The 14841-nt window shown below is 66.1% G+C and carries 12 protein-coding genes; 8 read left to right on the top strand and 4 right to left on the bottom strand.

The features are described from left to right. Nucleotides 1-114: 114 nt before the first annotated feature. Nucleotides 115-1098: a hypothetical protein gene (locus NN4_RS14120; protein ID WP_147130562.1), complete on the bottom strand. Its 984-nt coding sequence runs from the start codon at nucleotides 1096-1098 to the stop codon at nucleotides 115-117. Nucleotides 1099-1144: 46 nt separating this feature from the next. Beyond that, nucleotides 1145-1516, bottom strand: coding sequence for a hypothetical protein (locus tag NN4_RS14115; RefSeq protein WP_147130559.1), 372 nt, complete (start codon nucleotides 1514-1516; stop codon nucleotides 1145-1147). A 963-nt stretch (nucleotides 1517-2479) separates the two neighbouring features. Between NN4_RS14115 and NN4_RS14110 the strand changes: the two genes are divergently transcribed. The 8 genes from NN4_RS14110 to NN4_RS14075 all read left to right on the top strand — a co-directional run bounded on the left by NN4_RS14110 (nucleotide 2480) and on the right by NN4_RS14075 (nucleotide 11916). Further along, entirely contained in the window at nucleotides 2480-3046 is a 567-nt protein-coding gene (locus NN4_RS14110) for a DUF6790 family protein (protein WP_147130557.1), read from the top strand. A gap of 2 nt (nucleotides 3047-3048) precedes the next feature. After that, nucleotides 3049-4227: an FAD-dependent monooxygenase gene (locus NN4_RS14105; protein WP_147130554.1), complete on the top strand. Its 1179-nt coding sequence runs from the start codon at nucleotides 3049-3051 to the stop codon at nucleotides 4225-4227. Between the two features lie 129 nt (nucleotides 4228-4356). Further along, nucleotides 4357-4962 carry a PadR family transcriptional regulator gene (locus NN4_RS14100; RefSeq protein ID WP_147130552.1) on the top strand — a complete coding sequence of 202 codons (606 nt, stop codon included), beginning with the start codon at nucleotides 4357-4359 and terminating at the stop codon, nucleotides 4960-4962. Further along, nucleotides 4962-6758 (top strand): sulfatase, encoded by a 1797-nt coding sequence (locus NN4_RS14095; RefSeq protein ID WP_147130550.1) that lies wholly within the window; start codon nucleotides 4962-4964, stop codon nucleotides 6756-6758. The genes NN4_RS14100 and NN4_RS14095 overlap by 1 nt, the downstream gene beginning before the upstream one ends. An 8-nt stretch (nucleotides 6759-6766) precedes the next feature. Further along, nucleotides 6767-8083: an MFS transporter gene (locus NN4_RS14090; RefSeq protein WP_186818414.1), complete on the top strand. Its 1317-nt coding sequence runs from the start codon at nucleotides 6767-6769 to the stop codon at nucleotides 8081-8083. Further along, nucleotides 8080-9015, top strand: a complete 936-nt coding sequence (locus NN4_RS14085; RefSeq protein WP_147130546.1) for a formylglycine-generating enzyme family protein — start codon at nucleotides 8080-8082, stop codon at nucleotides 9013-9015. Before NN4_RS14090 ends, NN4_RS14085 begins: the two co-directional genes overlap by 4 nt. A gap of 16 nt (nucleotides 9016-9031) precedes the next feature. Next, nucleotides 9032-10384 carry a carotenoid oxygenase family protein gene (locus NN4_RS14080; protein ID WP_147130543.1) on the top strand — a complete coding sequence of 451 codons (1353 nt, stop codon included), beginning with the start codon at nucleotides 9032-9034 and terminating at the stop codon, nucleotides 10382-10384. Nucleotides 10385-10494: 110 nt separating this feature from the next. Beyond that, nucleotides 10495-11916, top strand: coding sequence for an MFS transporter (locus tag NN4_RS14075; protein WP_147130541.1), 1422 nt, complete (start codon nucleotides 10495-10497; stop codon nucleotides 11914-11916). 202 nt (nucleotides 11917-12118) lie between these two features. Here the strand turns inward: NN4_RS14075 and NN4_RS14070 are convergent, their stop codons facing one another. Both NN4_RS14070 and NN4_RS14065 read right to left on the bottom strand, forming a co-directional pair. Beyond that, nucleotides 12119-13489, bottom strand: coding sequence for a DoxX family protein (locus NN4_RS14070; RefSeq protein WP_246180872.1), 1371 nt, complete (start codon nucleotides 13487-13489; stop codon nucleotides 12119-12121). Nucleotides 13490-13533: 44 nt separating this feature from the next. Beyond that, on the bottom strand, nucleotides 13534-14751 hold the full coding sequence (locus NN4_RS14065; protein ID WP_147130539.1) for a serine hydrolase domain-containing protein: 1218 nt from the start codon (nucleotides 14749-14751) through the stop codon (nucleotides 13534-13536). Nucleotides 14752-14841 lie beyond the last annotated feature (90 nt).

Genomic DNA, 14841 nt, shown 5'->3' with positions numbered 1-14841 from the left:
GCTGAGCCACGCCTTACGACATCTCGAGTTCGGGGGTGTGCTGTTCGTACTCGCGTTGTCCTGGCGATGCGTCAATAGACCGAAGTTCGACGCCGTGCTGTTGTTCGGGGGTGGTCAGCGCGGGAGCTGGTTGAAGAGCCGGACAATCTCTTCGCCGACGGCGCGCCCGGCGGCACATTCGTCGGTGGAGATGGTGATGGATTCGGAATGTCCGATGCGCTCGTCGACCGGGGTCCAGATCGCGATCCGGCATCTGCTCCGCTTCAGCGGCGAGGCTTCTGCGGAGAGGTAGTACTCGCGGGCTCGAAGACCTCCGATCGTGGTGCCGGTGACCGTAGCGTCTGCCACCTCACCGGGCTCGGCGAAGTGGAGGTCGATGTGCTGGAGGATCCCATCGTCGTTGTTGTCGAGTTCGAAGCTGCAATTCCATGGCGAAGTATCGTTGACCCGATACGGGTGGTGTCCTTGCCCGAGCGTGTCGAGCACCTTGCATGGGTCGAGGGCGGCGAGTCGCGAGTTCCGGTGAGTGTGTGGGGAATTCACGCGTAAAGGACGATCGAGCCGACGTGGGACGATCGCGGTGGCGAGCTCCAGCGCTGCAGCGCACTGGTCCCGTGGTCGGCCTTCGCGCCCAGCGGCGGCGAGCGCGCCGATCGCGATGCTCCAGTAATCATTGACAGGGACAATTGCGTTGCAAGACAACCGGTCTACGGAGAAGGTCCGCACCGTGGTGTCACCGATCTGGTGTTGTGGCGTGTGCAGCAGAGGCCCCTGCCCTAGATCGGCCTCGGTGAGTCCACCTATGCTGACTGAGATCGAGGCCAGATCGTGCGGGGGCCGGAAGGTCACCATGCAGGTGTCGAACGAATTATCGATCTCGATGGCGTCGGGCGTCCCGATCCGGTGTATCGCCGCGTCGTCGAAATAGCCGCACGGATCCAGCGAGCGCAGGCTCTCACGTTCGGCGAGGATCGCATCGACCCCCTCGAGTGGGACCTCCTTGGCTGGGGTCCGCTCGGATAGGTCCGCAGACGAGCACGACGACACGGTGACTACACACGACAGCCCGATCACGATGGCAGCGACGATGTTCCTCACCGGGGGGACCCTACGACCTCGTTGACCTACATACGAGGCTGGAAGATCATGAAAAGATCAGGATTTCGTAGCTGTAATAGGCCGCCAATGCACCCGCATAGCGGGCAAGGCGATGCCGATCGTCGAAGCCCGGCCGGCCGAGCCATACCCGAATCAGCAGCACACTGCCCGCGAGCAGGAGCAGGTACCAAAGCAACACCACGGCAGTCGGCACAGCACCGTCGACGAAATAGCCGGTACCCAACCATGTCGCGGTACCGGCCCGCCGGAGCATGACGATCGACGTGGTCGCGGCGGCTTCGATAATGCCGCCGAGCACGCCCGGGTTGAACGACCATGGTGGTGGCCCAGATCCAGCCGACGGCAGCCAGACGATCGTTTTTGCAAACCCGCCAAAACTGCGACCCAACAGAAGCATTCGGCCAACCACCCACAACGCCAACGACCTCCGCTGCGGCTTGACAGTTAGCGGAATCGGAGGTCTTTAGTGTCAAGTAGCAGTTGATAGTTCGATAAGCTGGTGGATGGCGGGTCCGGGTTGTGGCTTGTCCGAAGGATCGGCATACGGGGTCGAGCCGGTCGCGCAGGAGTCAAAATGCGCCCCCGATTGCCCTCCCGGACTTGCCTTCTCGTTGCGGTGTGCATCGGCGAGCATCCGGCTGTAGACGACGTTGGACAGGCGTCGTTTCAGGGAGCGCAGTGAGCCGTCCCCGCGCGTCCGGGGACGGACGACTCAGCGCTGGCGACCCCCTACCCCAGTGGCCTGCGAGCGGCTCTACGACATGACGGTCAGTCCCCGAAAGTCGAAAAGTCCCGCATCCCTAGGAAAAAAAGCCACAGAACGGCTACTGAGAAAAGGGAGATGAATAGGACAACACCCGCGATGAAGCGTGCGGCGAATGCGGGCCAGGATCTGCTTTCCGTGCGCCCGGTACGAACCTTTCCCTTACTGCCGAGCACGAGCGCTATGCAGGCCGGGATCACGGGCAGCGCCAACCAGATCAGCAGCCCTGCGAGGGTTTCCATGCGCGGGTCCCATGGGCAGGGAAAGCGACGCGTTGCGAAGGCCGCTGCCCCCGCGATGCATGCGAGACCGAGAGCAACATACGCCATCCAACTCGACCGTTGGGATGATCGTGGTGCCGGACGGGACAGCGACACAGGTGGATTCACCGGTCGATGACAGCAGCGTCGAAGGGGCGCTGCCCAGCCACCATTTCCGTTGAGCTGAGCGCACGCAAGAACCCGTACGAACGCTACCTACGCGACACTGCCACGCTGGCCAAACTCCTCGAGCCACGCCGATAGCCCGGTCCGACACCCCGTAACCGATAACCCCGAGTCTTGACTGGTTAATATTAACCATGCAACACTCAACTTTATGAACGAGATGTCCTACCTCGCCCAGTCGGCCTTCCCCCTGATCTGGATAGTGATCGCGGTGGTCGGCGCACTGATCCGAACCCGGCACAGCCCCTCCCGTGCCGCCGCCCTGGAAACCTGGCAGCGATGGTGGGCCGTGGCCGCACTCGGCTGCGGCAGCCTGTGGATGACGATCGCCTTCCTGACCGTCCCGGACGCGATGGCCACCGCAATCGGCTTCAACCAGAGCCCGTTCCAATTCGAGATCGCCTTCGCCAACCTCGGACTCGCCGTCATGGGATTCCGCGCCGCCTCGGCCACTGCCCGCGAGCGCATCACCATCGGCCTCGGCGCCGGAATGTTCCTGTGGGGCGCGGCGATCGGCCACCTCTACCAGTGGTTCGCCAACGGCGACCACGCTCCCGGCAACACCGGCGGAGTACTGGTCTACGACCTGCTCCTCCCCGCGGTCATGATCGTCCTCGCCCGCTACTCACACCGACTGTCCGCTACCGAGCAGCCCGTGACTGCGGCCCTGTTGTCTAGCGGCGCGGGTGTTTCCTCGCGCGAGACCGGGAGCAGGTAGGCATGAGCACGGCAGTGGTGGTCGGTGGCGGAATCGGCGGGTTGAGCGCGGCGCTCGGCCTGGAGCGCGCCGGCTGGAAGGTGACGGTGCTGGAACGCGCGCAGGAGTTCCGGCCGGTCGGCGCGGGACTGATGCTGGCACCCAACGCGGTGCGCGCGCTGAACTGGCTGGGACTTGCGGACCGGCTCCGGGAGTTGGATACCGCGCAGGGCGCCACGGGAATTCGGACCGCATCCGGACGGTGGCTGTTGCAGGGGGACGTCACCGAGGTCCGGCGCCGGTTCGGCGTCTCCGGGTACATGCTGCACCGGGCCGACGCACACGCCATGCTTATCGGGGCGCTGGTGCACACCCACCTGCAAACCGGCCACCGGGTGACCGGTGTCGATCCCGAAACGGGCACCGTGACGTTCCAGCGTCCATCCGGCGAATCCGCAACTCTCAGAGCGGACCTCGTCGTCGCCGCGGACGGCCTCGACAGTCCGACAAGAGCGCAACTGTTCCCCGGGCACCCGAGGCCGATCTACGCCGGGTACCTCACCTGGCGCGGCGTGGTACCAGCCGAGGCCGCCGCCGACATCGAGGTGGGCCGCTCGTTGATCGAAAGCTGGGGGCGGGGCAAGCGGTTCGGCATTATGCCGCTGACCGATGGGCGGGTGTACTGGTACGCGACGCTGCCGGCCCCGCCGAACTCCCACCCGCACGACAGCATCGAGGCGGTCGCGCGACGTTTCCGCGACTGGCACGACCCGATCCCGCGGCTGCTCGCCGCCACCCCGCCGAAATCACTACTACGCCACGACATCTATTCCCTGGAGACAGCGCTGCCCACCTATACCCGCGGCCGGGTGGTCCTGCTCGGTGACGCCGCGCACGCGAGCACACCCGATCTCGGGCAGGGAGCGGCACAGGCACTGGAGGACGCCGCGACATTGGGTGGGCTCGCCGCGAAAGCGTCGACCGCGGAATCCCTGGCAGGCGACTACGACCTGGCGCGGCGTCCGCGGACCCAGGAACTGGCGCGGGTCGCGGCCTCGTCAGGACGGATTGCGCAGTGGCGCAATCCGCTGAAGGTCGCGTTCCGCAACGGCCTCGTGTGGCTGACGCCGCGTTCGATGTACCTCAGCGCGATGGACAACGCACTGTCCTGGACTCCCGAAACCGCCTTCGCGGCGAGGTGACAAACCAGGGCTCGAGTATGGCTGATGCTTTGGGCGGTAAAGGATTTCGCACCGAATAGCCGACGAAACGGCGCTCAAGCTATATGCTTTTGCACCTAGTGCTTTTGCACCTACCTCAGGAAGGGCCCGATGAAGCTCGAATACCCTCTGCTAGGGCTGCTGGCGGCCCGCGCGATGAGCGGCTACGACATCAAGCGGTGGTGCTATGTCGAAGGCAAGTTCGTCGGCCTGGACCGCCATGCCAGCCAGATCTACCGCGAGCTGAACCGCATGCAGGTCGAGGGCTCCGTGGTGTGGCGGACCGATCCCCGCGACGGCGGGCCGGACGCGAAGATCTACACCGTCACCGCGGCTGGGATGGCGCGGCTGCGGCGCTGGGTGCGCTCCTCGTACCTGCCGCCGCGCCGGTTCCAGGATCCGGAGTTCGCGTTCCGGCTCCGCGTGAGCATGATGCTCGGCGAGCCCGGCACGCTCGATCTCGTGCGGGAAGAACTGACGGCGCGGCGCGAACAGGTGCGACTCAACCGAAACCGCCCGTACGACACCGAGACCGACGACGATCGCGCCGAAATCGATGCGGAGGCCTTGGATTTCATCGCACAACAGATCCGGCGCCAGGGCGAGCGGCAGATCGACGGCTGGATCGCGTGGCTCGAGGAGTTGCTGGAGACATTGGAGGCCCGCACGGCCACCGTCGAGCCCGGGCCGGCTGGGCGTCGCAAGGCGGGCAGCTGATGCGCGCGGTCTTGATGTTGTTCGACAGTCTCAACCGCCGGTTACTGCCACCGTACGGCGCCGAGTGGGTGCACGCGCCGAACTTCATCCGGCTCGCCGCGCACACTGTGCGGTTCGACAACTGCTACGGCGGCTCGATGCCGTGCATGCCCGCCCGCCGCGAGATGCACACCGGCCGCTACAACTTCCTGCACCGTTCCTGGGGCCCCTTGGAGCCTTTCGACGATTCGGTGCCGGAAATGTTGTCCGCGGCGGGGATATATCCGCACCTGGTCACCGACCATCCGCACTACTGGGAGGACGGCGGAGCGACGTACCACAGCCGATTCCGTACCTTCGAGTTCTTCCGCGGTCAGGAGGGCGACGCGTGGAAGGGGCAGGTCGCCGATCCGCCGCAGCCACAGAGCCCGCGCCGGGTGCGCCACCAGCTGTGGCGGCAAGATCTGGTGAACCGGCAGCACCTGACCCGAGAGGCCGATCATCCACAGATCCGGACCGTGAACGCCGGCCTCGAGTTCATCAGGACCAATCACGCCGAGGACGCGTGGTTCGTGCAGATCGAGTGCTTCGACCCGCACGAACCGTTCTTCTCCCACCGCGACTACCACCGTCACTATCCCGCACTGGACGCGACGAGCGAGTCTCCGGCGTGGCCCGACTACAAACGGGTGGAAGAAGATTCGGAAACCGTGCACCGTACGCGCGCCGAGTACGCCGCGCTGCTGACCATGTGCGACGCGTCGCTCGGTCGCGTCCTGGATGTCTTCGACGAGCTGGGCCTGTGGGACGACACGTTGCTGATCGTGTGCACCGACCACGGGTTCCTGCTCGGCGAGCACGGCTGGTGGGGCAAGAACGTGCAGCCCTGGTACGACGAAAACATCCACACGCCGCTGTTCCTGTGGGATCCGATAGCCCGGACGAAAGCAGGCACCTGCCGAGAACTGGTTCAGACCATCGACTTCGGCCCCACCCTGCTGGATTTCTTCGGCCTCCAGCCCACCGCGGATATGCAGGGACGGTCCCTGCTGCCGCTGCTGCGCGATCCAGCACCGGACAGGCACCGGGTCGGCGCGCTGTTCGGAGTCTTCGGCGGGCACGTCAACGTCACCGACGGGCGGTACGTGTACCTGCGAGCCCCCGCCGCGCCAGGCAATGCGCCGCTATTCGAGCACACCCTGATGCCCACGCACATGGCCACCCGTTTCACCCCAGGCGAACTGGAGACCGCGCAGCTGGTCGGCCCCCTGTCGTTCACCAAGAACGTCCCCGTGCTGCGCGTACCCGGCTTTGCCGTCGGTGACCCGTTCGCCTTCGGCACGGTTCTGTTCGACCTGGACAGCGACCCCCACCAGGAGAACCCGATCGTCGACGACGACCTCGAACTGCGGATGATCGACCTGCTGCTCGACCTCATGCGTGCCAACGACGCGCCGGACTCCCAGTTCCTCCGCCTCGGCCTGCCGCTGGCAGGAAAGGCAGCCGGCCGGCACCTGCTGGCCAGAACCCAACTGCCGATCTATCAGGAAGCTGTCGAGCCGCTCCCGGTTCCGGAAGACTTCCCGACCGGGCGGCCCGGGGTGAACACGCCGATCACCGAGCTGCTCGCCACGGCCGATACCCGCACGGTCGTCGAGGCGGCGCTCGGGCCCGCGATCGCCCGCATAGCCGAGCAGACCGCCTCGGCCACCCTCCTCGAATTGGCCCCCTTCAGCCCGGTTCTGACCAGGCGAACCCTGTACAGCCTCGATCGGGCACTGGCCGAGAGCCGCCCGATCTCCCGCCACCCTCAGTGAGACCTGCCTTGATAGACAAAGTCGTGCCGGTGCCCCCGGCACTCACCGATGCCACGCCGGTGATCATTCCCGGCCGCTGGCGCAAACTCACCCTCGTCGTCGCTCCGCTGTGGGCCGACAACAACGAATCCAGCGTGCTCAGCACGCTCGCCCCGGTCATCGTCCAAGCGCTCGCGGCGCCCGCGGCCGCGGTCGGCTACCTGACCTCCCTCGCGAAGTTCATCAGCATCGTCTTCGGGCCACTATGGGCGTGGGTGGCGCACCGGACGAACCGCAAGATCACCTTCGCCGTTGCCACCGGCTGCACCGGAATCGCCACCGCCGCAACCGGACTCGCACAGAACTACGTCCAGCTCATCATCCTCTACGGACTATCGGCCGTGTTCATCGCCGCGGCACTGCCGATCGCCAGCGAAATCACCGCCGACCTGTTCGACGACACAGCCCGCGGACGCGCCAACGGCTACACCTGGGGCGCGATCTCGCTGCTCGGCTCGGTACTCGGACCGCTCATCGGGCAGTTGTCCCGCGTGCCAGACGGCTGGCGGTACGGATTCTTCGCCTGGGGTGCCATCACCGTGCTCACCGCCGTCCTGCTGGCCGTGTTCTTCACCGACCCTGGCGTCGGAGCCAGCGAAACCGCCCGGCCGCAGCATGCCGAGAACGACCGGATCACTTGGGCCGCAGTGCAACAGATGCTCCGGATCCCCACGTTCGTACTCATGCTGATCCAGCGACTCATCTCCGGCCATCTGCTGATCATGAGCTTCGGCATCATCTTCCTCGTACACACCTACGGCTTCACCACCGCGGTCGCCTCGATCGTCACCCTGCCGTTCGGCATCGGCTACCTGTTGGGCACCTTCGGCGGCAGTCTGGCCACCGACTTCCTCCAGACCCGATTCCCGCAGACCGGACGCATCATCATCCTGCAGTTCGCCCAACTCGGTTTCGGCGTCGTCGCCATCCTCGGCACCCAGCACGACTGGGGCGGCATCGAGATCTTCGCCGGCTTCTGGGCGGTGCTGGGATTCATGCAAGGTCTCAACCCCGGAGTGAACCGGCCCATCGTCGCCGCCGTAGTACCGCCCGAAATGCGTGGCGCCGCCTTCGCACTGCTGCTCTCGGTGTTCGAAGCCCTCGCCTACGCGCTGTTCAACCTCGCCGCCGGACTGCTCACCGACGTGATCGGCCTGCGCGGCGTCATGCTCTGGATCCCCGGCATACTCATGCTCGCCAACGCCGCCTTCTGCACCATTCTTTATCGCACCTATCCCCGCGACGTCGAACGGCAACGCACCTGCCTAGCCGAGCGAATTCGATGAGCTCCGATCGCCACCCGATCGAACAGGCACACCTGCGCGGCGGGACATTCGCGATGGGCGATCCGCACCGCAACGGATTTCACGCCGACGGGGAGACGCCGGTGCACGCGGTGGAACTGTCGCCGTTCACCATCGACGCGACCACCGTCACCAATGCCGCCTTCGCGGCGTTCGTCGAGCAGACCGGATACGAAACCGAGGCGGAAAAGCTCGGGTTCACCGCCGTATTCCACCTCGTGCTGGCCGCCGACGAGCACGACCTCGTCGGACGCGCTCCACAGAGCCCCTGGTGGGTGGGGGTGAAGGGGGCAAGCTGGCGGCATCCCGAAGGACGGCATTCCAGCATCGACGACCGCGCCGACCACCCGGTCGTACAGGTTTCCTGGCACGACGCCACCGCCTACTGCGACTGGGCAGGTCGGCGTCTCCCGACCGAAGCGCAATGGGAATTCGCCGCGCGTGGTGGCCTGTCTGGAGCCCGCTATCCGTGGGGTGACGGCGCCCCGGGTGCAGGCGGCCAGTGGCGGGCCAACATCTGGCAGGGCACCTTCCCGACCGTCAATACCCGGGAGGACGGATTCCTGACCACCGCACCGGTGCGCTCCTACCGGCCCAACGGGTACGGACTCTGGCAGACGGCAGGCAACGTCTGGGAGTGGTGCTATGACCGATTCTCCCCGAACACCTACAGCCACGATGCCCGAGCAGGGCATGTGCGCGATCCGCAAGGCGCCGCCACCGGGGAGTCGCGGGTACTGCGCGGCGGCTCGTACCTGTGCCACGACAGCTACTGCACCAGATACCGCACAGCCGCCCGATCCTCGAACACCCCCGATGCCACCATGGGCAACGCCGGCTTCCGCACCGTCTCAGCACTACCCGCCGATGGCTCGAAACACTCATTCACCCAACAGGTTTCGACACTCGATTGAATCACGAGGTAACCCGATGAACAGCGACACCACGCTTGCCAAGCCCTACCTGACCGGCCACTACCGGCCCGTGCCGGACGAGGTGACCGCGCACAACCTGCCGGTGCGCGGGACCATCCCCACCGAGCTGAACGGCCGCTACTTCCGCAACGGTCACAACCCGAAACCCGGCGACACACCGACACATTGGTTCAAAGGCGCGGGCATGCTCCACGGCCTGCGGCTGCGTAACGGTCAGGCCGAGTGGTATCGCAACCGGTGGGTGAAGACGCCCGCTCTCGACGGCGCACCCTATAACCGCGAGGACGGCAGCATCGATTTGACCGCCAGTGTGGCGGGCACCCACATCATCGAGCACGCCGGCCGCATCTTGGCGCTGCAGGAGGCGAACCTGCCGTTCGAGGTGACTCCGGAGCTGGATACGGTCGGCGCCTACGACTTCGGCGGCAAGCTGAAAACCGCGATGACCGCACACCCGAAGGTGGACCCGGTCACCGGTGAACTGCATTTCTTCGCCTACTCCCCGGTCGCGCCGCACCTGATCTACTACATCGCCTCCGCCGACGGCGACCTCCGCCACCAGCAGGTCGTCGAGGGGGCGGGCCCGTCGCTGATGCACGACTTCGCGATCACCGAGCACTACGCGGTGTGGCTGGACCTGTCGGTGACCTTCAACCCCGCCGAAACCTCCGGCATCCCCTACCGGTGGGACGACGCCTACCAGGCGCGCATGGGCATCCTGCCCCGTACCGGCACCGGTCCGGTGCGCTGGTTCGACGTGGAACCCGGTGCGATGCTGCATGTTTCGAATGCCTACGAGGACGCGGCCGGGCGGGTCGTCGTGGAAGGCCCCCGGCTGGACCGGTCGAGCTGGGAGACGTCGTGGAAGTGGTGGATCGGCGTACCCGGATACCCGACCGACCCGGTCGCCGGTGCCCTGCAGTACCGCTGGGTCCTCGAACCCGGGCAGACCACGGCACGCGAGGAAATGATGGACTCGCTGGTCACCGAATTCCCGACCATCAACGACGACTACGTCGGTCGCCGCAACCGCTACAGCTACGCGGTCGCCTACCCCGGCTCCGGATACGGCGGTGTGGGAATCGTCAAGTACGACAACGACACCGGCGCACGCCTGCTGGCCCCGACCGGTGCGGGCCGCATCCCCGGTGAAGCCGTTTTCGTCCCCGCCACCGACGCCACGGGCGAAGACGACGGCTACCTGCTCACCCTCGTCGGCGACCGCGCCGGCAAGGCGTCGGAGCTGCTCGTCCTCGACGCCCGCGACTTCACCGCGCCGCCGGTCGCGGCCGTCGAACTGCCCCGGCACGTGCCCGGCGGTATCCACGGATCCTGGATCGCGGACTGATCGGCGTTCTACCTGCGGCACAACCGAATTCGTCAAGACAATCGCATGTGGCCGTCCGATGGCCACCGAGCCGTCGGCCGGCCACATGTGCATGGACCTGGAGACAGATCATGAACGCCCGACTAGAGCCCGTCCCCGTAAACCGAACCCCCACCCCGTCGGCCCGGGCATGGATCGGGCTCACCGTCCTGGCCACCGCACAGTTCCTGGTCGTGCTGACCACCTCGATCGTCAATGTCGCCTTGCCCGACATCGGGCGCGGGCTCGAACTGTCACCCATCGGGCTCTCCTGGATCGTCAACGGCTACGTACTCGCCTTCGGGGCCCTGCTGCTCCTGGGCGGCCGACTCGGCGACGTATTCGGACGGCGGCGGGTATTTCTCACCGGCACAGTGATTTTCATGGCCAGCTCGATCGCGGCGGGCCTCGCCCCCACCGCAGTGGTCCTCCTCGCCGCCAGAGTCGGACAGGGGGTGGGCGCGGCACTGCTCGCCCCGACCGCACTCGCACTGGTGCTGACATTGTTTCCCGCCGGCGCGGGCCGCGCGCGGGCAATCGGGGTATGGGGCGCGGTATCGGGAATCGGCGGCGTCGCCGGTGTGCTGTCGGGCGGTATCCTGACTGGCGTATTCGGCTGGCGCGCAGTATTTTTCATCGGCGCACCGATAACGTTCGCGGTGCTGGCCGCCACGATATCGCTGGTACCCGCCGACCGTCCGGCGGGCGGCCGGGTCGACCTATGGGGCGCGGCCACCGTGACCGGTGGACTCGCCGCACTCACCTACGCGCTGTCGATAGGCGGACAATACGGCTGGACCACGCCTCGCGTCATCGCCCCACTGATCGCGGCGGTAGTACTGCTCATCCTCTTCGCCGTATCACAGCGGCGGCTAGCGCAGCCGCTCGTCGCGCCCGCGATTCTGCGCATCGGCGGGGTACTTGCCGCGAACATCGTCATGACGCTGCTCGGCGCGGTATGGCTGGGACTGTTCTTCTTCCTCCCGCTCTACCAGCAGAAGGTGCTCGGTTACACACCGATCCGAGCCGGCCTCACCCAACTGCCACTGGCGATCATGATCACAACCGCCTCCACGATCACACCGAAACTGGCTCGATACCTCAACACGCGCGCCCTGCTGGCCACCGCACTGGCACTGCTCGCAGCCGGGCTGGCCTGGCTCGCACGCACCCCCGTCGACGGGCGATTCCTCATCGACATCGCCGCTCCCTCACTACTCATCGGCACCGGCCAAGGCATCGCATTCGTTCTGCTCACCGCACGAGCCACCGCCGGTGTTCCCACCGAACACACCGGACTGGCCGGCGGACTGATCAACACCACCCGCCAAATCGGCGGCGCACTCGGACTCGCCGGACTACTCGCCATCACCACCGCGGCCGGCGACTCCGGCAACCAACCCACACCATCCCACCTCGCCCACGCCTACGGCACCGCGTTCACCGCCACCGCGGCCATCGCCGCATCCGCGGCCCTACTGACCGCCATCCTCCGCGACAGACCTGCACGGTGAACGGCTCTGGCGCGCTTTTGGTGGTGGCGACCTCCGCTTTACCCCAAGGCAGCTCGGCGACACCAACGCACGCTCATGGCGCGGAGCCGCGTTGGTCGAGCGTCCAGATTTGTTGGTCGGCAAGGCTTCCCAACGCACGCAAATGCCGATGAGCGGCTGCGCGGATGGCTGCTCGAGCGGTGCGGCGCAGGCGAGGGCGAAGCTAGCGTGCGGGTCGATCCTGGATCCAGCGGAATGTGGTGCTGCGCAACGGAAACGTGTCCGGATCGACGCGCTGCAGGGTGATGGCCACCGGGTGGGGCCCGAGGTTACCGGTCAGCGTGGTCCGGTCGGTGGCGGATTGTTCGAAGGTCAGCGTTGCCGAGGGGGTGTCGCCGCTAGGCGCGCCGGCGATCGCGATGCGGTGTGTGGTGGCGTCTACGGTGCCGGGTGCTGTGATGAGTGTGCCGTCGGTCAGCTGGTATGAGATCTGTCCGACGTGGTCGAATATGACGGTGCGCCAGCGGATGTCGTCCGCCGTGAGTAGGGGTGGTACCGAGTGTCCGTCGCGGAGGAATTCGGTTACCGTCCAGATGCCGTACAGGGCGGGTTTCGGGCGGTCCGGCCCGACCATCTGCCAAATGTCCCAGGTCAGGTATGTCATCGACACTGTCACCCAGAGTGCGAGTGCGGCCTGGGCCCCCGCTGCGATTCGTCGCACGCGTGGGGTGTGGAACGGGTACGGCGTGGTGGAGGGCTCGGTCGATCGGTTCCAGACCAGTACCGCGGTCAGCCGCCTTGCTTCGGGAGCCAAGAGCACCAAGCCGATCAGCAGCAGGTGGCCGGAGAAGAGCTTCACGGGCACGCCGAAGGTCATGTTCAGGATAAACACCTGCGCCATGCTGACCACGGCCAAGATCGTTCCCAGCAGTGCGGTCCGGGGGATGAACAGCAGCAGCCCGGCCACCAATTCCGCTGTGCCGAGCAGGGTCTGGTACTCCGGTGAAACGCCGACCTGATTCCACAGCAGTGTGAACGGCGTGAGGTCGCCGACCGGTGTCAGCAAGGTTGTGAGGTCGGGCTCGGGCATTTGTACCGGAATGACCTTGGCCAGGCCGTAGTGCACCATTTGCGCGGCGACGCACAGTCGCAGCCCGAGCAGCAGCCAGCCGGCCAACCGCCGATACTCGGTACGCCGAGTATCGAGTGTGGTCCATGCCAGGGTGCCGACCAGCGCGACGATCAGCAGGCAGAACTGCAATATCCAGTAAATGCTCTGGTCACCACTGCCATTGAGGATCACCACCACATCGACGTCGAATATTGTGTGGCCCACCCAGGACAGTGCTGGTTCCAGTAGCCGGATCAACCAGATCAGTGCGTCGTCGGGCAACCAGGAGCGGAACAGTCCGGTGAACTCATACAGCATCACCGGTGCGGCAAGGCAGTACAGCCCGAAGTACAGGAAGCAGAACCGGAACAGTATGCGAGTGAACGGATTCCAGCGCCGCGGAGAGAGATCGGAGGGCCCGTGGGGCGCGGTCGCGGCTGCCGGGCGGGCGGTCGTAGTGCCGGTGACATCAATGGTTGCCACGGGTCATCCTTTCGTCAAAGGGAGCAGGATCGCCAGCAGTGACCTCAACTGCCGGAGGTGTCGCACAGCGCGCGGTCGACCAGGTCGCTGGCGAGCTGCTGTTGCCGGAGCGTTCGGTCGGGGTCGTTGAAGCTGGTGGTCATGGAGAGGGTGACGGTGCGCGTGCCCTCGTCGGTGGCGCCGTTGAGGGTGATGTAGCCCGCTTCGCCCCCCTGGTGACTCCAATAGGTGCCGCCGCAGGTCAGCGGGCGGTTGACCAAGCCGAGGCCGTAGCGTCCACCGGGCCAGATCGCCTCGAGTTGCCGGTCGATCGCGACGGTGTCTCGCATCTCGGCCAGGCCCGCCGCGGATACCAGCTCGCCGCCCAGCAGTCCCTGGAAGAAGCGGTTGATGTCCCGCGTGGTGGAGACATAGCCGCCGAGGTCGGGGACGATCTGTTCGGTGACGTCGGTCTGTTCGCCGGAGGCGAAGACCTGATAGCCCCTGGCGTGCGGGTTGCGCAGAGCGGGGGTGGAACCCGAAAGGTAGGTGTGGTTCAGGTCGAGCGGTTTCAGGATCTGGCTGGCGATCGTCTTTTGCCACGGGCGAGCAGAGGCCTTTTCCGCGATCATGCCGGCGACGACGTAACCGGTATTGGAATAGCTCCAACCGGTGCCGGGCTGGAAGTCCGGGCGGTGCTTCATCGACCGTTGGACTATCTGTTCCGCGGTATAGGTGTCGTATCGATGCTCGTAATACTCTGCGGCGGAATCGAAGCCGGGGAGGTCGTCGTGCAGGCCGCTGGTGTTTTGCAAGAGCTGGCGCACGGTGATTTCGCGTCCGTCGTTGCCGTTGCCGTCGATCAGCCCGGGCAGCCAGCGGTCCACCGTGTCGTCCAGCGCCAGCTTGCCCTGGTCTACCAGCTGCAGGATGACCGTGGCCATGAGTGCCTTGCCGGTACTGGCTATCCGGAAATAGCCGTCGGCGGCCACAGGGCTGTTCGTGCCTGTCTCGGCGACGCCGGTGGTCGCGACCAGATCACGCCCGGAAGCTGTGGTCACCCGGGCCTGGATGCCGGTAATCCCCAGTGCCCGAAGGGCATCGATGTCCCGGCGCAGGTCGACCTCCCGGTAGCCGGACGCGGCGGGCTCGTCGTCTGATTGCTGGACAGCCTCGGCCACCCCGGCGGTGACGAGCGCGGCGACCGCGAGAGTCAGCCAACCCCGGCGGATCCGGCGGTTCCGCCGCCGGGACGAGCCGTGCTGTGGCGCTGTGGATTTCATGAATTCCACGCTAGGTAAGGGCGAGCCGACAGTCGCTACCGCAGGCTGGCGATTGAAACCTACAGGTAGCTGTAGCGCCACGGGCTCGCC

It is taken from the genome of Nocardia ninae NBRC 108245 (assembly GCF_007990755.1).
GTDB classification, from domain to species: Bacteria; Actinomycetota; Actinomycetes; order Mycobacteriales; family Mycobacteriaceae; genus Nocardia; species Nocardia ninae.
This window is presented reverse-complemented; position numbering and strand designations above follow the sequence as displayed.

Coding starts and splice junctions, on each gene's coding strand:
- NN4_RS14115 (WP_147130559.1), bottom strand. CDS start 1,516: ATGCTTCTGTTGGGTCGCAGTTTTGGCGGGTTTGCAAAAACGATCGTC.
- NN4_RS14085 (WP_147130546.1), top strand. CDS start 8,080: ATGAGCTCCGATCGCCACCCGATCGAACAGGCACACCTGCGCGGCGGG.
- NN4_RS14105 (WP_147130554.1), top strand. CDS start 3,049: ATGAGCACGGCAGTGGTGGTCGGTGGCGGAATCGGCGGGTTGAGCGCG.
- NN4_RS14100 (WP_147130552.1), top strand. CDS start 4,357: ATGAAGCTCGAATACCCTCTGCTAGGGCTGCTGGCGGCCCGCGCGATG.
- NN4_RS14110 (WP_147130557.1), top strand. CDS start 2,480: ATGAACGAGATGTCCTACCTCGCCCAGTCGGCCTTCCCCCTGATCTGG.
- NN4_RS14095 (WP_147130550.1), top strand. CDS start 4,962: ATGCGCGCGGTCTTGATGTTGTTCGACAGTCTCAACCGCCGGTTACTG.
- NN4_RS14065 (WP_147130539.1), bottom strand. CDS start 14,751: ATGAAATCCACAGCGCCACAGCACGGCTCGTCCCGGCGGCGGAACCGC.
- NN4_RS14080 (WP_147130543.1), top strand. CDS start 9,032: ATGAACAGCGACACCACGCTTGCCAAGCCCTACCTGACCGGCCACTAC.
- NN4_RS14075 (WP_147130541.1), top strand. CDS start 10,495: ATGAACGCCCGACTAGAGCCCGTCCCCGTAAACCGAACCCCCACCCCG.